Here is a 22,961-nt window from a genome sequence, read left to right as displayed (position 1 = left end):
TCGCTTCTGCAGAACTGTGACTTGAAATTGGTAGATCTCTTTAGCGCGCCAACTGGCGTCGAATGTTGCGATCGATCTCTCCTGTTGGTCTGTTATACTTGTGGGTTATGTCTCAGCCACTTGATCTTTCTGAACCGGATTACCGTCATGACACGGAGTTTTCCAAATTGTTGGCCCGGCGTGCGGATGTGGATCTGACGGTGGCCGCCTTGGAAGTGGCGCGGGATGCGTATCCGGATTTGCAATTCGAGGAAACGCTGCGGTGGTTCGACCTGCGCGCAAACACCCTGCGTGAGCAATTCGCGACAAGCATCTTCGAACGTGAAGCTCTTGAAGCGTTATGTGAGGAGTTGGGTCAACGACAGAAATTGACGGGAACCGACGCGGCTTTTGACGATGCGGACGCGAGTTATCTTCATCGGATCATCGCGACCGGTCATGGAATTCCGCTGAGTTTGTCACTGATTTATTTAGGTGTCGCCGAGCGGGCGGGCTTGCCGTTGAGTGGGGTATCGGCTCCGCAGCATTTTCTCTCGCGATGCGAAACCAGTGAAGGACCGTTGTTTGTCGATGCCTTTACACCGGGCCGGATCTTGACGGAAACGGAATGCATTGCGTGGTTGTCGGAACTCACGGAAATGACGGATACGCAGATTCTGCCGTTTCTCGAACCTGCCGGGCCGCGGATGATTCTCGTCCGGATGTTGAACAACTTGAAAGTCGTTCATGCCAAACACGAGAACTGGTCGGCCGCTTGGAAGGTGCAACATCGTTTGATGTCACTCAAACCTGGGTCGTACCAGGAACGTCGTGACATGGGCATTCTCTCCGTGCACGCCAAGCGAACACTCACCGCCATCAAACTTCTGACCAATTGCCTGCGAAACTGCCCTGCCGACGAACGCGTCGTGCTGCGTGAGCATCTCGAGATGGCTCACTCCAGCCATGCCCAGTGGAATTGACGACGCGTTCTACAGAACCGGCGTAAAGAGACGACAGACGTTTTCGCGGAGAACCCGCCATTTCGCACGTTGCACCCATTCTTCGTATTCGAGTTTCCGGGCATCGTGCAGATCGCGTTCGAAATCTTCCTCGAGTTGCTGAGCCACCCGAGTGTCGTAAAACGCCAGACCGATCTCGAAGTTCAGCAGCAGACTACGTGCATCGAAATTCGGCGAACCGACAAGACTCCAATGACCGTCAATTGTCAGCGTTTTCGAATGCAGTAATCCTTTCTCGTATTCGTAGATTTCGACGCCCGCTCGCAGTAGCGAATCGTAATACGACTGAGCGGCGTACACGGTCGCCATGTGAGCGCTTTGGGCACACAACAGCAATCGCACTTTAACTCCCCGATACGCCGCCGACTCCAACGCCATCGCCAGCGCTGGTGTCGGAACGAAGTAGGAAGTCACCAAGGTCAGTCGATGTTCCGCCTCGTTGATCGCTGTAAACATCAACTGATGAAAGACTTCCGCTTCACCGGCCGGTTCACCTGCCAGCACTTGGGCCGCTGTATGTCCGACTTCCACGGGAGTCGGGTAGTAACGTGGCTCGGTCAATTCTTCGCCAGTCGCGTGGTACCAATCCTCTGCGAAGACCTGCTGCAATTGCAGGACCGAGGGGCCTTGAATCCGCATGTGCGTGTCCCGCCAGTAACCCAGCTTGGGATCCAATCCCAGGTATTCATCACCGATGTTCATGCCTCCGGTGAATCCGGTTTTTCCGTCGACCACGACAATCTTACGGTGCGACCGCAAGTTGATCAGCAGTCGGTTTCGCCAGTGTTGTCCCGTGAGAAACGTCGCGAACTGAATGCCCGCGTCTTTCATGGGTTGAACAAACCGGTGATTTCGCCGCATGGCCCACGAGCCGATTCCGTCGACCAACACCCGCACTTCCACGCCGGACCGCGCCCGTTCCACGAGCCAGTCCCGGAGCTTCAACCCCGTGGAATCGGGTTGCCAAATATAGTATTCGAGGTGAATCGATTGCTTCGCGTCACGGATGGCTTGTTCAATCAGCCCGAACGTCCGATTTGTGTCGGCGACGATTTCGACCTTGTTGTTCTTTGTCGGAACCGTCTCTGCGACCCGCGTGGCTAAACGCATGAGTCGCTGTTGGTGAACCGTGAAGCTGTCGCTGGGGATGAGCTGATACTGGGTGAGTTCCGGAAGGTTGCGGGTGATGGCTCGACTGGCAACCGCTCGCCGGGCTGCTTTGCGTTCGACCCGGTTAATGCCGAACACAATAAACAGCAGGCCGCCGACAATCGGCACCGTCACCAGTAACATGAGCCAAGCCACAGTGGACTCGGGATGTTTCTTCTTATTTAGCAACAGCATCGGTAGCAGGCACAACTGCATGAGAAACCCGATGGCTGTCGCGAGTGCCGTCCAATGCCAACTCAGTAGCCAATCCATGAGATTCCCATTAACGCGACCTGATGAAACAAAACCTAGGGTGCCACTGGCTTTGCCAGTGCCGATGCGTGGTCAATCGAAGAAACCTGGTGGAGGGCCGTGGATCAACGGTCGGTCGGAATCTGTCGTCTCACTCAGGTAATCTTGAGCCGAGGACCACTTCCACTCAATCGCCCGTTGGCAGAGCCCCCGACGTGCAGGATTCTCGTGAATGTAGTCGATCGAATGCAAGATCGCTTCACTGGAAAACAAATTACGATCGTAACTAGCTCCCTCTTGCCTAAAGCGGAAACACGACTGACCGGGACGCTCACGTACCGTCAATCGTTTGAGAAGTCCGGAACGCTGCGTGTGCAAAATGGCCTTAACTTGTTTTGAGAAAGGTTGTTTGATTCGAGCGAGGTACTTTCCAAACTCCGGGTTTTGACGAAGTGGATACGTCAGAAGATGTACGTGTTCCGGCATAAAGACAAACGCCACAAGTCGAAACTGAAATTCTTCGTTCGCCGCATCCAACGAACGAGCTAACATCCGACACCAATCGTCGTTGGTCAGAAGTGGCTTTCGCTGATAAGTTGAGAACGTGAATTCATGCCAATGTCCCGGCTCGTGATAATGTCGAATTGTCTTCCGGTGGGACATGGCCAGTCCTGAGAATACGCTTCGAAAATTTTATCTGGCCGCCAGCCGGAAACCACTGGCAAAGCCAGTGGCACCCAGCGGTTTGGTCTGCCCTTACCAGGTAGTTTTGAGCCAGTTTTCGTAGGTGTCTGCAACTTTGGCGGACTTTGTGTCTCCGGCGTGGATGTACATGGCGTAACGGAGCATCAGTGAAGCTCCTTTTTCGAGTTCCGTCGGGGGAACTTCCTGTCCTGCGTAGGCTTTTTCGCCGAACGGGTTGATCGAGAACAGTCCGTAGTTTCGCACATGATACCGCGAGGGGCGGAAGTTCTTCGGGTGATCGAAAATCGTCACACCGTAGGTTTCCCCTTCGACTTCGCCGTAGTAATCGATCCACTTCGCGGGTTTGCCCCAGGCGTCTTTCGTCCCTTTCACGCCTTCGGAGGTCACCACATGGCCGCCTTCGTTTTCTCGCATCGAATCCACCATGCGGAACCCGAACAAACCTTCTTTGGTGTCCTCGAAAGACACCGGGCCGTGCTCGGCGACAAACGTGATTGCATACTCGACGACATAATTCGAGAAGATGCGAACGGTCGATTTCTCGGTCACGACCGGTTTGCCCGCTTGGTTGAGCCAGTGGTTCGTCACGGTCATCACCGCGGGATCGCCTTTGGCTTTGTCGATCTTGACGGACACATTTTTGATTTGCCCGTCTTCCTTCCAGAACTTCACTTTATTGACTTCATCGACTGCAACCCAAATGCCTTTGTGGTGCGGGTGATCGGGGCCTTTTTCGCCCGGTTCAACGATCTCCCGAGTCAACACGGTACCGTCCGGTCCGCGAACCGGCGAGAAGAACGGCTTCGGCAGATCCGAACCGTAATTGAATGTTGCGAATGGCTTGCCGCCGACAGTCACGTCGATGGTTTTGCCGTCGCCTTTGGTCAGTTGAACCGCGTCGGCCGCCAGCAACGATGATCCGCCCAGCAACATCGCGGACAGACAGCACGCACGTAGAAAACTCATCCTCGATCCCCTCGGTTGGAAAGTGTTGTTCACCACCCGAAGAATTGCCGATCGACGGGTGGATTCTGGCTTTCCATCGTATCGACGAAAACTCACACGTCGAGTCTGGACCGTTTATCCATTCCGATCCGCTGGGGGCTTCACCCAGTTCGCGGCGATGACGAGCGGAATCGGCAAAACGGCGAACAACCACAAGGCCGGGTCGAATGAGCCCAACAAATCGCGAGCACCGCCGGCAATGAACGGACCTAAACTAGAACTCGCCACTGTGCCGGTCGTGACCACACCGCGAATTCGCCCGAGGTGTCGTCGACCGAAATACCGAGCCCACAGCGGATGCGTGCTGCCAAAGAATGTTCCCTGCGATGCACCGAGCAGAATCCCGACGGCCACACACATCGCCGTGCTGTTCACGTTGATCAGCAAGACTGAGGACAACGCCAGACCACCCAACCCCGCCGCACACAACCAGCGTGCCGGTAAGAAGTCGGACAATGTGCCACCGCTGAATTGGAAGGTCGCCCAGAAAATCGCGAAGAACGACATCGTCAGTTCGTAGTCGTCGACAGTCAGTCCACGGTCTTGCAGAATCGGAATGAAGTGAAAGACGATGGCCGTCAGAATCATCGAAAACATTCCCACACCCGACGACACCACCCAGAACGCAGGTGTGCGAACCGCTTCGGAGAGCGTGAGGTCCGAAACAATCCGACGGGCATGCGGATGCGAATCGGGCAGACCTTTGCCGTTGTCGATTTGTTGACCAATGTCTTCCGGCCGGTTCCGTACGATCAAAAAGAACGCGGGAAACAACACACCGAAGATCACGCCACCTTGAATCAGATAGGCCGTCCGCCACCCGCAAGCGTCGATCAACCAGGAATTGACTCTCGGCATGATTGCCATCGCGGAAGCAATGGACAATGTGCGGATACCTTCGACGAGTCCGAGTCGACGTTCAAACCAGAATGGCAACGTATTGCCACTGAGGAACGCCATCGCACCGGGACCGACAAGTCGCAACATCGCAAATGCGAGCAAGAGTGCAAACCAGTTCCCTGCCATCGCCAACGTCACACATGCGGTGAGTAACACGGTGAGGATGACAAGCAACGTGCGACGCAAACCATGTCGGTCCATGAACATCCCGACATACGTCAAAGGCATCGCGCCCAAAATCGTACCCAGCATGTAGGCCATTGCCAATTGACTGTGAGACAGTCCAAGGCTGGTACGGATCGGTTCGTTGTAGACGGAAATCCCGAACGTTTGCCCGGGTGAACTCGCGAACGCCGTGACCATCGCCACGCCGAGCATCACCCACCCGTAATAAAACGGTGCGGATGTCGGGACTGGTTCCAGGGAGACAGGTTGCGAAACACTCGGGGATGAGGACACGGACAGCGAATTCGGCGAGACGGTTTCCGTCGATTGCAAAGTCACGGAATAACCAACTTTCAGGCGGGAAGACAAGGCGGGAACGCGCCGGAATTTTCGCCTCGTGCCCTGGTTCTGTCAATCCCCTCCGTCAAACGCGACACGCTATTCATCAATCTTTCGCACACCACTGACTTCCCAAGAAACGATGATTGTCGGACACGCCGAATTAGTTAGGATAACACCGGAAGCCTACAAAAGCTGATCCTGTTCCATATCTCCGAGATGCCCATGATTCGTTCGCAGACTTGTCCGATATGTGATGCGGAACTTCCGCCGGAACTGACGGCCGATTCTCCGTATTTTCCGTTTTGCAGCAAGCGGTGTCAGTTGATCGATCTCGGCCGCTGGGCGGACGGACGGTATGCAATCGTCGACGAAATGACTCCCGAACAGATGGCCGAGGAATTCGACAAACAGAACGAAAGCGGATACTTCGAGGGCTGAGAGCTTTTTGCAATTTTGATGGCCGACTGATAGGCTGATTGCATCACAGTTACATTTGTCGACTCTCGAACCCGGACGTGTTTGCATGCGTGGTTTGTCAGTTTACTCTTGCCTCACCGGGGTCATGTTCGCGACGACATTGATGTCGGTCCAGGCGGACGAGATTACCTACATCCAAGACGATGGGCAGCAAGTCACCGTCGAGGCCCAGATCTACGGATCAGACCGTGGCGCGGTGGCGCTCGAGTTGGCAGACGGTTCGCTGGAAGTCATTCCGGAAGCCCGCATCGTCAAACGAGAACCGACGGACGGACCGGAACCGCTCGACGAAGACGCAATGATCGCGCAGCTTACCAGACGGTTCGGAGCAGAGAAATTCCGTGCGACCTCGAAACGGCCGTTCGTTGTGGGTTTGGTGTTGGCCAACCCATTGAGCACACGAATTGAAGAAACGCGAGCCCAATCGTTCCTGCGGGAAGCGGTCGGGTTTATGAAGCGAGTGGAAAACGAGTTTAAAAACTACGCCCGCCAAGCACGGATTTCGATCGACAACCCGAAGCACACCCTTGTGGCGTTGATCTTCGAGACCGACGACGACTTCGAAGCCTATGTGGAAGAATCACGTGGCGGCGGTCAAAGTCTGTCGGCCGGGAACATCGCGGGGTTTTACTCGGGGATGTCGAATTTTCTCGTGTTACGGCTTGGTGAGTGTTACGACTTTGCCACCCCACTTCACGAAGCGATGCATCAGCAGGTTTACAATCGCGGTGTGTTTCGGCGACTGGCCCCGCTACCGGTGTGGTTCAACGAAGGAATTGCAACATCGTTCGAAGGCAATGGCGATCGGATTCGCAATGGTCCGAATCGGCTCAATTCCCAATACGCTCGCAAAGCCCTCGCAGGTGGCGGGTTATCTTGGACCGAAACCGTCCAGCACAACGCTGCATTCCGAGGCGACATTTTCGCCGGCGATGCCTACCGCAACGCCTGGAGCATGCATTGGTTCTTGCTCAACAATTACCCCGACGGTTACAAAAACTACGTCGAGCGACTTGGTGAGAAGGACTCGCTCGCGGAAATGAGTCCGGAACAACAACTTGCCGAATTCGAGGAAATCTTCGGCAAACCGCCCGCGGAATTGGAAACGGAGTTTCGTCGGAAGTTGCCGATCGAGATGCAACGTCAACGACTCTCCGCAACGGAGCGACGTCAAGCGGGCATTAGCGAAACGCAGTCTCATTTGGGCGAAGTCGTGTTGACCGCGGTTCGTCAGCCGAACGGTTTTTTACAGGTGCAAGGACAACTCACGAACATCTCGCCACTGCGGGATATGGCGTATTACGTGACCGTTGTCACAGGCACCGGCGAATTCGCGGACTGGTTCATCCCGGATCTGAAAATTCGCAAGTCGCAACGATTGCCATTGCAATTTGTGCAAAAACGAATCGTGGGTGTGAACCTGGGACCGGCTGGCACATTTCGCGTGAAAATCCAGTCCGCCATCGCCAACGGCGACACCGCCAACGCCTGGAAGCAAGGCCAACTCCCCTCCCCACTGGGCGAGTGATGCGACTGCAGGTGATTACAGAACAACTTGCGGTCAAGATCGGCGTCGCTATCACTCTCCTATTGGGAGGGTCGAGCGCAGCGAGGGGAGGGCGAGCACAGTTAAGCCCAACCACAATTGCCCCTCCCCGGACGCTTTCGCGTCCGATCTCCCAAAGGGAGAGTAAAGTCGAACCCTGTTCTCTCCGCAGGCGTGGTAAAAACTTGAGGATTTTTTTGAAGTCGCGGGGGAAAACTGCCGATTGAGGGAAAGACGTCGACACAATCCGTCTTTTCATTTCAGTTTGCGGGGCCAACCCATGCGAATCCTCTTAGGCATGATGCTGATCTTCAGCGGTTGTGCGTCGGCTCGGTACGTCACGAAGGGCGAGATGGAAGGCGTTGTGGCGATGCCGTCCGACACCGCGCGAAATCGGGAGAAAGCTGAGGAACTGATGGCTCAGCATTTCCCGGAAGGTTATGAAATCGTCTTCGAGGAAGAAGCCGCCATCGGCAGTGTGACGCACGTTCACAAGAACAGCCACGGTGACGACATTCAATTAGCCGGCGGACTGCAAAACTTCGACAACGAAGATTTCGGCCGGGTCACGCCGCGATTACCGGGGCTGACGCATCGGACGTCTCACAGCGACATCACGATGACGACCCAAGACAAAACCGAATGGCGAATCCGCTACCGCAAGAAACGCCCCAATTTGCTCACGCCACCTGGAACACTGCCTAGCGAATCCTTGCAACAGCACTTTGACGTGTTGGATGCCGCGGAGACTGCACCAGTTCTGACCGAAACGGCAGCGAACTGAATCGCGGTTACTGCGGCCCCGATTTGCCGCGACGCTCTTTGCCGGACGAGATGGAATCAGCTTCCAGGTAAATGTGTTTGATCTGCGGATGCCGACCGCGAATCGTTTCTTCGAGTCGATCGACAGCCACTTCGACGTCGTCGGCTGAGAGTTCGTCCCGGAACTGGACGTCGAGCGCCAGCAGGACTGTGTCGGGGCCGAAGTGTAACGTCATCGGTCTGCGAACTCGTTGAACAGCCGGGTCCGTGGTAGCGATCTCACGAACGCTGAGCACGGTTTCCGGGTCTGCACTTTCGCCGATGAGCAGTCCACGCGTCTCCCGAATGAGCAGCAACGCGACACCCATCAGGATCAACCCGATGACAATCGACGCCACACCGTCGAGCACTGGCATTTCCAACAAATGCCCAAAATAGATTCCGAGGAAAGCCACCACCAAACCGAGCATCGCCGCGGAGTCTTCGAACAAGACGGCAAACGTGGTCGGGTCTTTACTGTGACGAATCGCCTGCCAAACGCCTTGGTCTTCGTGCTTGGATTGCAGGAACCCCTTCAATGCCAACCACCAGGCGGCACCTTCGAAAATGATCGCCAAACCCAATACGATGTAGTTCGCCGTTGGGTCTTGAAGTTCCCCCGGATGTTGAACGTGCCGTACGCCTTCATAGAAGGAAACGCCGCCCCCGATGCCGAAAATCAGCACCGCGACGATCAACGTCCAGAAGTACAGATCGAGACCGTAGCCAAACGGGTGCTCCTCGTCGGCGGGACGTTGAGACAGACGAATCCCCAGCAGCAATAACGCTCCGTTCCCGGTATCGACGACCGAGTGAATCCCTTCGGAGAGCATTGCCGAACTGCCGGTGATCGCGGCCGCAATGAACTTCGTCACCGAGATGGCAAAGTTCCCGGCGATTGCTCCATAAATTGCGATTTTCGATCCACTCGCTGCCACGATACAATTCCTTCCCGGTCAACGATTTAGTCCACTACCTAGATCTCTGAGCGAATTGTACTTGATCCCTCGTGGATCGCAATCGGTGGGTGTATCCATGGGTCGAATACAGCGGGAGACCAATGTCCGCTTTGTTCCCAGTGCGGTTGGCGTGGGATGGGATAATGTCACCGAAATCGTGGTGCGGCCGGATCGGTTAATCCTACACGCGGGGAGTGAAGTTTCTACGATTCAATTCGTGGAGATCGCCCGCTGGTATCGGCATGGGTGGATTTATCGCTCGCTTGCGAGACTCGGCGGACCCGTGTGGGGAGCGGCATTCGTGGCAGACCGGGATTGGTTTCACGCTCCGTCCGGTCGGTTTTTCCGTTTTTACACCGATCCGCCACTGAAGGTCTTTATGCCCGATGAACCCGTCGGCACCCCCTATCACGAATCTCTGTTTCTTCAAATCCAGCAAGTAATTGCAGCCGGAGGCTTTGCTACACTGGATTTGGGGTAAACTGAACCTTGTGAAAATTCGTCGACTGCCCCGTCAATCCCACTGAGTACGCTGTGAATTGGCGACGGATTTGCTACCATCGTGAGTTCCGTAGTTTACCACCTGCGGCGAACAGCTTATTAAGCGGCACCGACCTGCCTCAATTACGTTGCGGTAGCGTCACGGAGGCCCATCGGACGACAGGATGACCCCATGGCTTATGATGCTTACGACCCATGCCCGTGTGGCAGCGGGAAGAAGTTTAAATTTTGTTGCCTTCCCGTAGCGGAAGAAATGGACAAAGTTGCCGGTCTGCAAGAGAACCACCAAACGCAGGCAACTTTGCAAGTTCTCGATCGCCTTCAAAAAACCAAGCCCGAAATTCCGTGGATTTACGTCACCCGCGCTGGCGTGCTTTTGAATGAAGGCCGTGCTGCGGAAGCTCAGCAAACGTTGACGGCGTTGCTCGATCAACAACCCGAGCACCCGTTTGGGCTCGCGTTGCTGGCGACGGCTTCGGTCGGTGCGGTCGGATTCGAAGACGCAAAATCGACGGTCTACAAAGCTTTCCGACATTGCGCCCAGCACTTCCCGGATGTCGTCGGTTCGCTCGCGATGGGTATTGCCGGCTTGATGTACGGCGAACGAAAGTACCTGGCGGTCCGTCAACACTTGGCACTCGCTATGCGATTGGTGCCGGAAGAAGACAAGCAACAAGTCTTCCTGCGATTGATCGACTTCGACGGTGACGAACGACTGCCCTACCCGCTGCGTGGACCGCATCCGTTGCGTCCGGTCGAAATGACCGACGATGGCGAGAACGCCGAAGACCGGGCGAAATGGCTCAAACGGGCCGAGCGTTCCGTCGTGATGGGTTGTTACGAGACCGCTGCGAACTTGTACGAACGATTGGCCGAGGATGACGCGGAGAATCCCGTCCTGTGGTCGAATGCGGGATTGTGTTGGGCATGGGACGGTGACGAAGAAGAAGCCGCCGAAGCGCTCCATCGCGCCGCACGGTTGGAATCTGATTTCGAAACCGCCGTCGAGTACGAGACACTCGCTCAATTGCTCGACCAAAACGCGCCGGATGCCCAAGCGGATGTGCTCGCCGTGGGTTATCGTGTGAAGTCGGTCAGCAAGTTGTTGTCGATGATCGACGATCATCCGCAACTCGAACGTCTCCCAGACACCCCCGATGAAGACGGCCGGAAACAACCGCCGGTGGTCAACATTCTCGATCGTGAACCGATTTCCGAAGACGAGGAAATCTCGCGGGAGAATGTCTCGCGTGTCGTCGGACGCTTGATCTTCGCCGAGGCGGTCGTCGAAGACGCTCCGCAAGTTTGGCTCACACGGTTGGCCACCGAATACAGCGAATCCGCTCGCGAGATTTTCGAATCCATCGCCGAGGCGGAAATCGAAGACACCCAAGAAGACCCAGATGGCGGCATGCGAGCGTTTACGCCGCGGGAGTATTTGCCGCTGCAGTTCCAATGGCATTTTCCGAAATCAGTGCCAGCCGTTCGGCAACTGGAACTCGAAAAAGAGCAATGGCAAGAGCACGTCGACGAGACATGGCTCAATCTCTCGCAAGCGGCTCTCGGTGATCGCACACCGCTCGACGTCGTTGGCGATGAATCCGCTCGTGTCGCGTTAGCCGCTTCGGTTTATGTGTTCGATGCCTTCTGCGATCGCAACGCATTCATTCTCAATCTGCCGGCGCTGCTCGAAAAGTTGGAACTGCCCACGCCGGAACCGATCGAAGTCACCGACGACTTGCCTTTGGGTTCGTTCTCGGTCATGAAAATGCATCGCTTGCCGATCGAGAAACTCGACGACACGCAACTCAACTACGTGCTCAATCGGGCGTTGTTATTGCGTCATAACGAGTTCCTCGAAAGGACACTCCGAGAGGCGTTGTCGCGGGAGAGTTGTCGGTCGTCCTTGGACTTGGATCGGGCCTTGTACACGCTGTGCGAATTGGCCCGCGATCGCAACGACCGCGAAGCCGCTTTCGATTGGATTCGTCAGGGCAAAGAACACGCCGCCACCACAGACGACGCGTTCGCGCAGACGGTGCGGTGGGAAATTCGTGAGTTGTCGCTGCGAGTCGAAGACCCGACGGACGCGGAACTCATGCCGTTCGCACGAAAGCTGCTCGATCGGTACGCGAAGAAGATTCCCCAGTTGGCTGAACACGTTCAAATGGTCTTTGAAGCTTACGGCCTCCAGGTTCCCGAGCGAGTGGAAGTTGGTGGCGTGAGCGGTCAGGTTTCCAGCGGCGGTTTATGGACCCCGGACTCCGCAGGGGGATCCACCGAAAACGCCACTCAGAAACTCTGGGTTCCCGGCGAAGACTAACACAGGAATTTCGTCAACTTGACGATCAACACGTCTCATGATTCGACACTCACATCACTTCGATTTTGACGGTTGAAGATGGAGGATCGAGGATGGCCAAGTTCGCCTGCAATGGTACGCTGTCCTCGATTCTCGATCCGCTTAAGAACACTAACACTGTTCTTGAAGCATTAGATGACATACGACATCCCTTCTCAATGACGCCTCTGCACATCACGGTTCAGTAATGGTCGCACGGTTGGACACGCACGAAGACGCAATGCGCTGGGCTTTGGAGCTGGCTGTTCGTGGCTTTGGTATGGTCGAGCCGAACCCGGCCGTTGGTGCGGTGCTGGTCAATGCGGATGGTGATGTCGTCGGCGAAGGTTGGCACGAGCAATTCGGGCATGCTCACGCTGAAGTCAATGCGATCGAACACGCCGGTGCGAAAGCCAACGGCACAACGCTGTACGTCACACTCGAACCGTGCAATCATCAAGGAAAAACTCCCCCCTGCACGTCAGCCGTGATCAAAGCGGGTATTCGGCGAGTTTTCATCGGCACCCGCGACCCGGCTTCGCATACTGCGGGGAACGGGATCGAAGCCCTCGAAGCGGCGGGCATCGAAGTGACCGTTGGGTTATTGGAAAACGACGCCAAAGCCCTGATTGCTCCGTTCACCAAATTGATGACCACAAGTTTGCCGTGGGTCCATGCCAAGTGGGCGATGACGCTCGATGGCAAAATCGCCTCACGAACCGGGAAGTCGCAATGGATTTCGAACGAACTTTCTCGGCGAACCGTGCATCATCTGCGGGGCCGAATGGATGCAATCATGGTCGGCATCGGCACTGCGATCGCGGATGATCCCCTACTCACGGCTCGCCCTTCGGGACCACGATCGGCGATCCGCATTGTCGTCGATGCGCTCGCACGTTTGCCGCTGGAAAGCCAACTCGTGCAAACCGCCGGCGAGCATCCGGTGTTAGTTGCCACTTCGGAACAGGCCCCGAAAGAGAATATCACGAAACTCGAAGCCGCGGGTGTCGAAGTGTTGGTTCTGCCGACCACGTCAGATACCGAGGACGGTTCCGCGAAGATCTCTCTGCCCGACTTGTTCAGCGAACTCGGTCGAAGGCGGATGACGAACGTGCTGGTCGAAGGCGGTGGAGAGTTACTCGGACAGTGTTTCGATGACGATATGATTGACGAATGCCATGTGTTCGTCGCCCCGAAACTTCTCGGCGGAACCGACGCTATCACACCACTCGCCGGTTTGGGATTGGACACCGTCTCCCAAACGCCACAACTCGAAGACTCCATCATCCGCCCGCTTGGTAGTGACGTCTACATTCGCGGACGGGTGATGCACTGAGTCGTTGGTTGTGTTACTTGGGATCGACTTCGACCTTCGCCAGATAAATCGCGGTCTTGCCTTCGTGGGATGAATAGTAACTGACCCACAATTGATCGTCGTGCCATACCAAGCCCGCGTAGCTCGTGTCTCCGCCGGAGGGTAGTTTCAGGGCTTCGGTGATTTTTGCATTCTCCGGGTCGAGCCAACATAGCGACGTCCGCACCTTCCCATCATACAAACGCACGGCGGCAATAAACCGACCGTCGGGCAGGCGAATCATGTGCGGCCCGCCAATTCGTCGGTCGAGTGGTTTCCAATCCCATTCAGTGTATGGGGGGTGTGACTTGCCGATGTAACCGACCTTCGGTTGGCCGTCTTGTCGCAATAAACAATAGCCGGTGCCATCCGGTGTGAACACGACAGATGTCTCGTTGGGGTACGTTCCTTCGACTGCCACTTTCGAAATGAGCGTATCGAATTCTTTGCCATCGGTGCTGCGGAAGAAACGAAGACCTTGTCGGTCCTTTCCCGTGTCGTAGCCGAAACCGTACGCCGCATCTTTCTGCCAAGTAACTCTCCACAGCCAGTTATTGCGGTCACCAACTTCGTAGCCTCGACTCCAATTCTTGCCGTCTTCGGAGAACCAAACCAACGATTGATGTTTGTAGCTTTTCGGATTGTTCATAGCTTCGGCACCGGAGAGCATCAACCGCCCGTCCGGTGTGACGACGATCTTGGCATCTCGCAGGTCCGAGTCTTCCGACGAAAGTAACGCCGCCGATGTCCACTTTTCGCCGTCTTCCGAGGTCAGCACTCGCAGCGAACCGTTGGCCGACACATGACCGTCGCCTTCACGAAACACGCAGTACCAACGGTCTTGGAAACGAATCAAATCGGTGAATGCCGAGTGTGGGGCCTTGTCCCAAATTCGTTGCGACTCGATCAGCCGCATTCCGCCCGCATCCTCGGCTTGCAAGCTCACTGCAAAAAGACAACTGAGAATGAGCGAAAGTGAAAACTGCTTGATCACGAACTGGTCTCCTATCTGAATAGAACTGTCATCGGTTTTTGAGTGCTAAGTTTGTGGGTTCATCGTTGCATGTCGGCAGCGTTCTTTTCGAAGAATTCCAGCCAACTGCGGGTGATAGCCGCCGCGAAGGTTTTGGTTTGTTCGAGTTCATCGGGTGTCGATCCCCAATAGAACCCGATCCAACCGGAGGCGTGTTTCTTCGAACGCTCGATGAACTCGGCGAAGTCGTCCATGTTGCATTTGAGCGGGAAGATTTCCTCGATAATCACCGGTTTGCCGACGGCTGCGAAACCGGCGAGTGTTTCCATCGCTTCGTCGACTTTGTCACTTTCGGGGTAGATGTGCATTGCGATGAAGTCGAGGTCGTCGGCGATCGCGCTCGGTACAAATCCGCTGGTGAGACCAGGGCGATCGAGACTCCAAGGCACCAACCCAACCGTGATGAGGTGATGCTCGTCGTGTTCTCGGATGGCTTTGACGAGCGTTTTCACCCATTGCTTGGCGATGTCGGGGCGTGACCGGCCGGCTTGATCGAGCGTGATGAACTGCACGAAATGTTTGCCGCCAAAACCGGGACCGAGCCAATCCCGATCGTTGCGTTTTCCCCCTGGGACAACGGGTTCGTTCATCAAGTCGTAAAAGAAGACTGCCGGGCTGTCGGCACACGTTTTTGCCACCGCCGACCAAAACACAGCTTGCGTTTCCCAGCGTTTCTGTTCGCTCAGTTCATCGTACCACGCGGGCACGTCTTGTTTGTGGTAACAACCGAGCCCAGTGATATCGAGATACAACCCCGTGCGTTCCGCAAGTTTCAGAAGCTGCGACAGACGATCGAGCGCGGCTGGCTTCGGTTCCGTCGGGCTTTTGAGAAATGCTTCGACTTGCAAGTGAATCCGCACGACGTTCGCGCCGAGTTTCTTCATCTCCGCGAAATCACTTTCGACGTCGGCCCACTGCTCTTCCCAGTATTCCTCGAGCAGTCGGCCGTCACGGTCGTGATCGTAATTGAACCCCCAAGGCACGAACGGTTTACCGGACTCTGCCAAGACGAACCCCTTTTGGTCGTCGGAGACACGGATGCGTTCCATGTCGGTCGCCAACACTGGGGAACCCGTCATCACCACCAACATGAGTAGAGCGCTCGTTCGCATTGCGTGTTCCCTTCTGGTTATCTCGTTGACGATCCGGAACTTCTCCCGGTATCGTATGAGAGAATGTTGAAATGAGCGAGTCTCAGCCTCCGACTCGCACCTGGCCGAAGATCACCAACAAAGGATTCCCCTGTGAATCAACTGACTTTGTCTCGTCGTGGAATGTTGCAAACATCAGCCGCAGTTGCCGCCGGAGTTATGACGGGGTCCCTTTTGAACGCCACCGAAAAAACGTCCTCACCGCAGAGCGGTTGGATCGACGCACACTCGCACATTTGGACTCGGGACGTCAAACGGTTTCCATTGGCCGAGGGGCAAACCGTAGCGGATTTGGCTCCGCCGAGCTTCACCGCCGAGGAATTGCTGGAAGTCGCCGGGAAAGAGAACGTCACGCGGGTCGTGTTGATTCAACACCATATTTATCACGGCTGGGACAACTCGTATCTCATCTGGGCCGCGAAGGAATACCCGGAGAAATTCCGCGTCGTGGGAATGGTCGACGACACGCAGCCGCATCCTGATCTCAAGATGAAAGAATTGTTGCCGCAGCGGGTGACGGCGTTTCGGATCACATCGGGAATTCGCGGTGCCAAAGATTGGCTGAGCGGTCCCGGTATGGACGCGATGTGGAAGTGTGCCGCCGAAACCGGGCAAGCGATGTGCTGCCTGATCAATCCTGAAGACCTGCCCGCTGTCAACGCGATGTGCAAAAAACACCCCGACACACCGGTGGTCATCGATCACTTTGCCCGTGTCGGGATCGACGGCAAAATGCGGGATCGCGACTTGAAGCAACTCTGTGCGTTGGCGAAGTACCCGAAGACGTCGCTCAAAATCTCCGCGTATTACGCTCTCGGCAAGAAGAAGCCGCCGCACAGGGAATTGGTGCCGATGATCCGTCGTGTGCTGGATGCCTTCGGCACCGAACGATGCATGTGGGCCAGTGATAGTCCGTATCAAATCGTGGCCCCGAACACTTACCACGATTCCATCGCGCTCATCCGCGATCGTATCGACTTCCTCTCCGACACCGATCGCGAGAACCTGCTACGGAAGACGGCCGAGCGTGTGTACTTCTACGATACATGAGGTGTTTTCGTCAGGATGATGAAAAAAGGCAATTCGCCCGTAACCTCGGTCTCGGGAACGCTCAATCTTTCTATACGAGACGGATCTCGTTACGTCGGAAGGTTGACACGACAGTATTCGTTGATATGTTAGAGGATGCTGAATACCAACCTCCAGGGGATGGCTAACTGATTGCGGAAGACCCAGGACGGGGATCCACAGTTGACTTCGCCTCCCTCCACAATACCGACGGCCCCGACAATGCGAGCGTCACGCTGACGACTGCGTCAATGTGATCAGTTGCGGTTCGTTGCAGTCCGAAACCTCCAAATCCGTTTTGTGTTGCTCACAAATAGGAGTTCTCGATGAGCCGATTGACACGTTTCTGGCTGGCGAGTATTGCCATTCTGTCGATGTGGGTTTCGACCACAACGGCTGCCGATTCTCAGCCGAAACCAACCGGTCTGGGTGACCCGGGAACCCTGCAAAAGGTCGAAATTGGACCGGCGATCGGCGAGAATTCGGTCACAATCCGCGGACGTGACGCCCGTCAACAACTTTTCGTGACCGGTGTGTACTCTAGCGGGCAAATGCACGACCTGACCCACTCAGTGACTTTCACCACTCAACCCGAAGGTGTCGTCGCGGTGGATGAAACCGGGTTGGTGACACCGCTCAAAGACGGCCAAGCCACAGTCACCGCGAAAACCGAAAACGGTCCGGCCGGTCAATTGGCTTTGACTGTGACCGGGGTTGCCAATCAACACCCGATCAACTTCAAAAACCAAATCACGCCGATCTTCACCAAACTCGGCTGCAACAGTGGCGGATGTCACGGGAAAGCCAGTGGGCAAAACGGCTTCAAACTGTCGCTGTTGGGTTTCTATCCGGAAGACGATTACGAGTTCCTCGTCAAAGAGGCTCGGGGACGCCGAATTTTCCCCGGTTCGCCAGGTGAAAGCCTGCTGCTGCAGAAAGCCATCGGGCGGATGCCACACGGTGGTGGGAAGCGGATGGATGTCGATAGCTACGAATACCGCATGGTCTACCGTTGGATCGAGCAAGGCATGCCCTATGGCAAACCCAATGATCCATATGTGACCAAGATCGCCTGTTTGCCAGAAGGTCGCGTGATGGATCGCGGTGCCGATCAGCAAATCACCGTGATGGCCACCTATAGCGATGGCAGCACCGAAGACGTCACTCAAATGGCCCTCTTCGAAGCCAACGACACCGAAATGGCCGAGTCTACGAAAACCGGTCTGGTCAAAACACTCGATTTGGCCGGTGAAGTCGCGATCATGGCTCGTTATCAAGGTCAAGTCGCCACGTTCCGAGCGACGATCCCGCTGGGTGTCGATGTCAAAACCGAAGACTTGCCGCCGGCGTCCAACTTCATCGACGATGCCGTGCTCGCGAAACTGAAACTCCTGGGCATTCCACCGTCCCCGCTGACCGATGACGGCACATTCCTGCGTCGGGTCTATGTGGACATCACCGGCACCCTGCCCACCGCCGAGGAAACGTCCGCGTTCCTGGATGATCCATCACCCGACAAACGCGATCAGGTGATCGACAAACTGCTCGATTCCCCCGAGTACGCCGACTACTTCGCGAACAAGTGGAACCTTGTTCTACGAAACAAAAAACGTCGTAACGAAGACATCGCCGGGACGTTCGCGTTCCACCGGTGGATTTGGGAAAGTCTCTACGAGAACAAGCCTTACGACGAGTTCGTGCGACAAATCGTCGCTGCCTCGGGGGATCAAAATATCAACCCGGCGGTGATCTGGTATCGGGAAGTCGATGAAGTCAACGAGCAGGTTGAAGACACCGCTCAACTCTTCCTCGGTTTGCGAATTCAGTGTGCCCGGTGTCACCACCACCCGTTCGAAAAGTGGAGCCAAAACGATTACTACAGTTTCGCTGCATTCTTCAGCCGCGTCGGGAAGAAGAACTTGGCGTTCGTGCCGAATCGACAAATGCGGGAACGACGTATCTTCCACAACGAAGGATCGGCGTCGGCTCGGAATCCACGCAACGGACAGAACCTGAAACCGGCCGGTTTGGGCAGCGAACCGCTGGAACTCGATCCGCAAGAAGACCCGCGTCAGTACCTCGTCGATTGGATGGCCGCTCCGGACAATCCGTTCTTCGCGAAGGCGTTGGTCAATCGGTATTGGAAGCACTTCTTCAGTCGCGGCATCGTCGAACCCGAAGACGACATGCGGGCGACCAATCCACCATCGAACCCCGAATTGCTCGACGCGTTGGCGAAGCACTTCATCGACAGCGGCTTTGACCTGAAGGAATTGATTCGCACGATCTGCAAATCGAAAACCTATCAGTTCACATCTCTGCCGAACGAGTACAACCTCAAAGACAAACAGAACTTCTCGCGGTATTACCCGAAACGGTTAACCGCCGAAGTCCTCTACGATGCGTTCCATCAAGTCACCGGCACCACACAAGGCTACAGCGGACAACCGGCTGGCACGCGGGCCACGCAACTGCCGGACCCCACCATTGGACCGTACTTCCTCAAAGTCTTCGGCCAACCGCAAGGCGATACCGCGTGTGAGTGCGAACGGTCCCAAGAAGCAAACTTGGCTCAAAGTCTGCACTTGCTCAACAGCCAAGAAGTCCAAAGCAAGATCGGCAGCGGCAGCGGTCGAGCCGTGCTTTTCGCTCGGGACAAAGAACGTGAACACGAGGACAAAGTTCGTGAACTCTACCGTTGGGTGTACTCGCGAGAACCCGAGGCTGACGAACTTCAAGTGGCGCTTAACCACATCGCCAAGCACAAAGAGAATGTGCAACCGGCATACGAAGACATCGTGTGGGCTCTGATCAACACCAAAGAGTTTTTGTTCAACCATTGATCGGGTGGAAACTGACCGACCAATCACGCCCAGGAGCTTCGGTTCCTGGGCGTTGTCGAATATCCTGTTTGCAACGAAGCCGTCGAGCCAAACTCCACGGCACGGATTTTGATCCAAGGGAATGTCATGTCGCTTAAGACGGCTGCTGACTCTCGGCGTTTGTTTGCTGTGACCGTCTGCATCGGTTTGGTTGTTGGGTGTGTCTTCTCGACGACTGCTTCGGCTCAGTTGCCGCAATGTCGCTTGCATGCCGTCTTCCCGCCGGGTGCCCAAGCCGGAACGGAGGTCGACGTCACCGTGACCGCCGGCCAAGACCTCGACGACTTGACCACGCTTCAGTTCAATCATCCGGGTCTAACCGCCGTCCAGAAGACAAAAGACGTCGCCGGGCAAACGAAACCCATCAACACAGCGTTTACCGTCAAAGTCGCCCCTGACGTTCCCGCCGGCTATTACGAAGTTCGCGCGTTGGGCCTGTACGGACTGAGCAATCCCCGCACGTTCGTGGTCAGCAACCATCCCGAACAACTGGAAACCGATCCAAATAACGACTTCGATTCCGCCCAAGAAATCGAACTCAACCAAGTCATCAATGCGAAATCGGAACGAGCAACCGATGTGGACTACTACAAGTTCACCGCGAAGAAAGGCCAACGTTTACTCGCCATTTGCAACTCCGCTCGCATCGATTCCAAGTTGGATGGCAGCGTCGAAATTTACGATGCGAGTGAACGGCGAATCGCTTTTGCCAGTCGGTCTCGCATCTGGATGCACGGTGACCCGGTCGCGGATTTCGTCGCACCGGCTGATGGTGTGTATTATGCGAAAGTCGCCGACTTCACCTATCAGGGCGGCAATGAGTATTTCTATCGGTTCACAGTGACGACAGCTCCGTGGATCGATTTTGTCTTACCGCCAGCCGGTCTGCCCGGTTCGAAGTCCAAGTACACGCTTTACGGTCGGAATCTTCCGGGTGGCAAACCTTCCGATGTCGTCGCCGGTGGCAAACCTCTCGAACAGCTCGAGATGGAAATCGCGTTGCCGAATGAACCGACAAAGCTCGACGTCGAAACCAGCCTCGATCCGGTCCAAGCCGGCATTGACGGTATTCAGTACGTGTTGCCTTCACCAAATGGTCGTTCGAATGCCGTCTTCATCGGATTCGCGACCGCACCACTCACGGCCGAAACTGAACCGAACAACCAAGCCGGCGAACTGCAAAAAGTGAGTGTGCCGGCGGAGGTCTACGGGCAATTTCAAGAACGCCGCGACGTCGATGGTATCGAGTTTGAAGCCAAAGCGGGAACGGTTTACTACGTCGAAGTCTTCGCCCAGCGAACCGGGACAACGGCCGATCCGTATTTCTGGGTCGATCAAGTGACCAAGAAAGACGACGGCACCGAAACGATCAAACGTATCACCAGCCAAGACGATAACGCCACAAACCTGGCTCAGTACGCATTCGACACCAACACCGACGACCCGGTATGGAAGTTCCAAGTGCCCGCTGACGGTACATACCGCGTGTACGTGAAGGATCGTTACGCCGGCAATCGCCGAGATCCGCGTTTGGTCTACCGGTTAGCGGTGCGACCGGAGAATCCCGATTTCCGCCTCGTCGCCGTTCCGCAGCGATCGCTGAACAACACCTACACAAACTCGCCCATCGCGGTTCGCAAAGGCGATAACGTTTTTGTGCCCGTCTTTGCATTCCGACAAGACGGCTACGACGGCCCGATCAATATCACGGCGAATGGTCTGCCTGAAGGTGTAACGTGTCCGCCGGTTGTCATCAGTTCCGAGCAAACGACAACAGAACTCATCTTTAGCGCCGCCGCCGATGCCAAGCCGTGGGCGGGTCGGGTGACGATCTCGGGCAAAGCCGTCATCGATGACCCTGCGAAAACGCAGGCATTGACTGCGGCAGAGGCGGCCATCAAACCGGCGCGGGATGCTGTCGAAAATTTAAAAAAACCGGTCGAACAAGCCGAGGCACAGTTTCAACCCGCGGAGAAGAAACTCGCCGAATTGAAAGAGCAACTCTCGAAGAAGCCCGATGATGAGGGCCTCAAGAAACAAGTCGAGGCCGCTCAGAAAGACTTCGACACCAAAAAACAAGCCGTCGATAACGCGAAGAAGCAACTCGCCGACGCCGAACAGAAAATGCAGAATGCGTTGACTGCCGTCGACACTGCGAAGAAAGAGAAAGCCGCCGCTGCCAAAGAAGTTGAGCGAATCGCCCGTACGGGAACAATTCTGTGGGATGGCACGAACAACAACGCGGCCGACTCCCGTGTTTCCCGGTCGCTGGGGTTGTCAGTCATCGACGAAGCGGCAGCATTTCAAGTCACGACAACGCCGCAAGATGTCACTGCTAACCAAAGTCGGCAAATCCTGGTGCCGCTCAAACTCGACAAGCGAAACGGCTTCGATGCGGACGTCAAACTTGCTGTTGCCGGTGTTCCGAAGAACGCGAATATCGATGTTCCCGCAGTCACGATTAAGAAGGGTGAAGCGGAATCGTTGTTGCGAGTCTTCGTGAAAGACAACGCGAAGGTCGGCGACTATACCGTGTATCTGAATGGGCAAGCTCAGGTCAGCTATGCCCGTAATCCTGAAGCCGTCACGCGGGCCAAGGAAGATCAGGCCCATATCGATGGCAAGATCAAAGAAGCCCAGGCGAAGGTGGACCAAGCCAAGGAAGCGGTCAAGAAAGCCACCGAAAGCGAAAAGACCAATCAAGATCTTGTCAAACAAGCCAAGCAAGCGCTTGCTGAGGCTAAGAAACAAACGCAGCCCGAAGAGGCCATCCAGAAGGCTGAGCAAGCGGTGAAAGATGCTGAAGCAGCACTTCAAGCCGCCACTAATGACAAGAACACCTCGACTGCAGCAGTGAAAACGGCTGAAGATGAGGTGAAGAACCTGCAGAACATCAAGAAGCAAATTGACGCCGATCTCAAAAAGGTCGAAGCGGATGCGAAGCCGAAGAATATCAATGTGACGAATCCGTCCACGCCAATCATCATTCGGGTTCGCCCAAGTCCCGTGAAACTGAAAGCGGACGTCCCTGGCGGCGGTGCATTGAAACGCGGCTCGAAAATCGACATCAAAGTGACGGTCACTCGGCAGAATGAATTCCAAGGACCGGTAAAATTGTCACTGCCATTGCCGCCGAATGTCACCGGGCTGTCGGCCCCAGAAGTCACAATTCCGGCCGATCAAAACGAAGGCGTGTTGGTTGTGCAAGCGGACGGCAACGCAACTGAAGGTGACCTCGCAAATCTCGTCATTCGGGCAGCCATGGACTTCGACGGACAAGCAGCCGTCGACGCCCCGGTCACAATCAAAGTCTCCAAGTAATCAACGAG

17 protein-coding genes are annotated in these 22,961 nt (G+C 55.6%); 10 read left to right on the top strand and 7 right to left on the bottom strand.

All coding sequences use genetic code 11. The annotated features are described in order from the left end of the window. The first annotated feature begins 107 nt into the window (after positions 1 to 107). Complete coding sequence (locus AC5DDB_RS08955; protein WP_491739369.1) at positions 108 to 962, top strand: SirB1 family protein; 855 nt, start codon at positions 108 to 110, stop codon at positions 960 to 962. Between the two features lie 9 nt (positions 963 to 971). On the opposite strand, the gene cls is transcribed toward AC5DDB_RS08955, so the two are convergent. The 4 genes from cls to AC5DDB_RS08935 all read right to left on the bottom strand — a co-directional run bounded on the left by cls (position 972) and on the right by AC5DDB_RS08935 (position 5,516). Beyond that, on the bottom strand, positions 972 to 2,423 hold the full coding sequence (cls, locus tag AC5DDB_RS08950) for a cardiolipin synthase (RefSeq protein ID WP_491739368.1): 1,452 nt from the start codon (positions 2,421 to 2,423) through the stop codon (positions 972 to 974). Positions 2,424 to 2,495: 72 nt separating this feature from the next. Beyond that, the gene (locus AC5DDB_RS08945) at positions 2,496 to 3,065 is read right to left on the bottom strand and encodes an REP-associated tyrosine transposase (RefSeq protein WP_491739367.1); all 570 of its coding nucleotides are present in this window, start codon (positions 3,063 to 3,065) and stop codon (positions 2,496 to 2,498) included. A 93-nt stretch (positions 3,066 to 3,158) separates the two neighbouring features. Beyond that, complete coding sequence (locus AC5DDB_RS08940; RefSeq protein ID WP_491739366.1) at positions 3,159 to 4,073, bottom strand: DUF6807 domain-containing protein; 915 nt, start codon at positions 4,071 to 4,073, stop codon at positions 3,159 to 3,161. A gap of 114 nt (positions 4,074 to 4,187) precedes the next feature. Beyond that, a complete protein-coding gene (locus AC5DDB_RS08935) occupies positions 4,188 to 5,516 on the bottom strand; it encodes an MFS transporter (RefSeq protein ID WP_491739365.1) in 1,329 nt (442 codons plus the stop codon). A gap of 225 nt (positions 5,517 to 5,741) precedes the next feature. Between AC5DDB_RS08935 and AC5DDB_RS08930 the strand changes: the two genes are divergently transcribed. The 3 genes from AC5DDB_RS08930 to AC5DDB_RS08920 all read left to right on the top strand — a co-directional run bounded on the left by AC5DDB_RS08930 (position 5,742) and on the right by AC5DDB_RS08920 (position 8,326). Beyond that, positions 5,742 to 5,957: a DNA gyrase inhibitor YacG gene (locus AC5DDB_RS08930; protein WP_491739364.1), complete on the top strand. Its 216-nt coding sequence runs from the start codon at positions 5,742 to 5,744 to the stop codon at positions 5,955 to 5,957. An 85-nt stretch (positions 5,958 to 6,042) separates the two neighbouring features. Next, positions 6,043 to 7,524, top strand: a complete 1,482-nt coding sequence (locus AC5DDB_RS08925; protein WP_491739363.1) for a DUF1570 domain-containing protein — start codon at positions 6,043 to 6,045, stop codon at positions 7,522 to 7,524. A 298-nt stretch (positions 7,525 to 7,822) separates the two neighbouring features. Next, entirely contained in the window at positions 7,823 to 8,326 is a 504-nt protein-coding gene (locus AC5DDB_RS08920) for a hypothetical protein (protein ID WP_491739362.1), read from the top strand. Between the two features lie 7 nt (positions 8,327 to 8,333). Here AC5DDB_RS08920 and AC5DDB_RS08915 read toward each other — a convergent pair whose 3' ends face one another. Further along, positions 8,334 to 9,281, bottom strand: coding sequence for a cation diffusion facilitator family transporter (locus tag AC5DDB_RS08915; protein WP_491739361.1), 948 nt, complete (start codon positions 9,279 to 9,281; stop codon positions 8,334 to 8,336). Positions 9,282 to 9,378: 97 nt separating this feature from the next. Between AC5DDB_RS08915 and AC5DDB_RS08910 the strand changes: the two genes are divergently transcribed. The 3 genes from AC5DDB_RS08910 (at position 9,379) to ribD (ending at position 13,480) form a co-directional block, all read left to right on the top strand. Next, positions 9,379 to 9,783, top strand: a complete 405-nt coding sequence (locus tag AC5DDB_RS08910) for a hypothetical protein (protein ID WP_491739360.1) — start codon at positions 9,379 to 9,381, stop codon at positions 9,781 to 9,783. 192 nt (positions 9,784 to 9,975) lie between these two features. Beyond that, positions 9,976 to 12,126: an SEC-C domain-containing protein gene (locus AC5DDB_RS08905; RefSeq protein WP_491739359.1), complete on the top strand. Its 2,151-nt coding sequence runs from the start codon at positions 9,976 to 9,978 to the stop codon at positions 12,124 to 12,126. A gap of 226 nt (positions 12,127 to 12,352) precedes the next feature. Further along, positions 12,353 to 13,480, top strand: a complete 1,128-nt coding sequence (ribD, locus tag AC5DDB_RS08900) for a bifunctional diaminohydroxyphosphoribosylaminopyrimidine deaminase/5-amino-6-(5-phosphoribosylamino)uracil reductase RibD (RefSeq protein ID WP_491739358.1) — start codon at positions 12,353 to 12,355, stop codon at positions 13,478 to 13,480. Positions 13,481 to 13,493: 13 nt separating this feature from the next. On the opposite strand, the gene AC5DDB_RS08895 is transcribed toward ribD, so the two are convergent. Both AC5DDB_RS08895 and AC5DDB_RS08890 read right to left on the bottom strand, forming a co-directional pair. Beyond that, entirely contained in the window at positions 13,494 to 14,492 is a 999-nt protein-coding gene (locus AC5DDB_RS08895) for a sialidase family protein (RefSeq protein WP_491739357.1), read from the bottom strand. Positions 14,493 to 14,551: 59 nt separating this feature from the next. Further along, entirely contained in the window at positions 14,552 to 15,643 is a 1,092-nt protein-coding gene (locus AC5DDB_RS08890; RefSeq protein ID WP_491739356.1) for a glycoside hydrolase family 5 protein, read from the bottom strand. A 132-nt stretch (positions 15,644 to 15,775) separates the two neighbouring features. Here AC5DDB_RS08890 and AC5DDB_RS08885 point away from each other — a divergent pair, with 132 nt between their 5' ends. The 3 genes from AC5DDB_RS08885 (at position 15,776) to AC5DDB_RS08875 (ending at position 22,953) form a co-directional block, all read left to right on the top strand. Next, positions 15,776 to 16,732, top strand: coding sequence for an amidohydrolase family protein (locus tag AC5DDB_RS08885; protein WP_491739355.1), 957 nt, complete (start codon positions 15,776 to 15,778; stop codon positions 16,730 to 16,732). Between the two features lie 344 nt (positions 16,733 to 17,076). Further along, positions 17,077 to 19,593 (top strand): DUF1549 domain-containing protein, encoded by a 2,517-nt coding sequence (locus AC5DDB_RS08880; RefSeq protein ID WP_491739354.1) that lies wholly within the window; start codon positions 17,077 to 17,079, stop codon positions 19,591 to 19,593. A gap of 126 nt (positions 19,594 to 19,719) precedes the next feature. After that, positions 19,720 to 22,953, top strand: a complete 3,234-nt coding sequence (locus AC5DDB_RS08875) for a hypothetical protein (protein ID WP_491739353.1) — start codon at positions 19,720 to 19,722, stop codon at positions 22,951 to 22,953. Positions 22,954 to 22,961 lie beyond the last annotated feature (8 nt).

It is taken from the genome of Thalassoroseus sp. (genome assembly GCF_984380535.1).
This window is presented reverse-complemented; position numbering and strand designations above follow the sequence as displayed.

Bases quoted from the DNA above. Each gene is read 5' to 3' on its own strand.
- AC5DDB_RS08890 (WP_491739356.1), bottom strand. From the start codon at position 15,643: ATGCGAACGAGCGCTCTACTCATGTTGGTGGTGATGACGGGTTCCCCA.
- AC5DDB_RS08910 (WP_491739360.1), top strand. From the start codon at position 9,379: ATGGGTCGAATACAGCGGGAGACCAATGTCCGCTTTGTTCCCAGTGCG.
- AC5DDB_RS08880 (WP_491739354.1), top strand. From the start codon at position 17,077: ATGAGCCGATTGACACGTTTCTGGCTGGCGAGTATTGCCATTCTGTCG.
- AC5DDB_RS08875 (WP_491739353.1), top strand. From the start codon at position 19,720: ATGTCGCTTAAGACGGCTGCTGACTCTCGGCGTTTGTTTGCTGTGACC.
- ribD (WP_491739358.1), top strand. From the start codon at position 12,353: ATGGTCGCACGGTTGGACACGCACGAAGACGCAATGCGCTGGGCTTTG.
- AC5DDB_RS08945 (WP_491739367.1), bottom strand. From the start codon at position 3,065: ATGTCCCACCGGAAGACAATTCGACATTATCACGAGCCGGGACATTGG.
- AC5DDB_RS08920 (WP_491739362.1), top strand. From the start codon at position 7,823: ATGCGAATCCTCTTAGGCATGATGCTGATCTTCAGCGGTTGTGCGTCG.
- AC5DDB_RS08905 (WP_491739359.1), top strand. From the start codon at position 9,976: ATGGCTTATGATGCTTACGACCCATGCCCGTGTGGCAGCGGGAAGAAG.
- AC5DDB_RS08955 (WP_491739369.1), top strand. From the start codon at position 108: ATGTCTCAGCCACTTGATCTTTCTGAACCGGATTACCGTCATGACACG.
- AC5DDB_RS08930 (WP_491739364.1), top strand. From the start codon at position 5,742: ATGATTCGTTCGCAGACTTGTCCGATATGTGATGCGGAACTTCCGCCG.
- AC5DDB_RS08925 (WP_491739363.1), top strand. From the start codon at position 6,043: ATGCGTGGTTTGTCAGTTTACTCTTGCCTCACCGGGGTCATGTTCGCG.
- AC5DDB_RS08940 (WP_491739366.1), bottom strand. From the start codon at position 4,073: ATGAGTTTTCTACGTGCGTGCTGTCTGTCCGCGATGTTGCTGGGCGGA.
- cls (WP_491739368.1), bottom strand. From the start codon at position 2,423: ATGGATTGGCTACTGAGTTGGCATTGGACGGCACTCGCGACAGCCATC.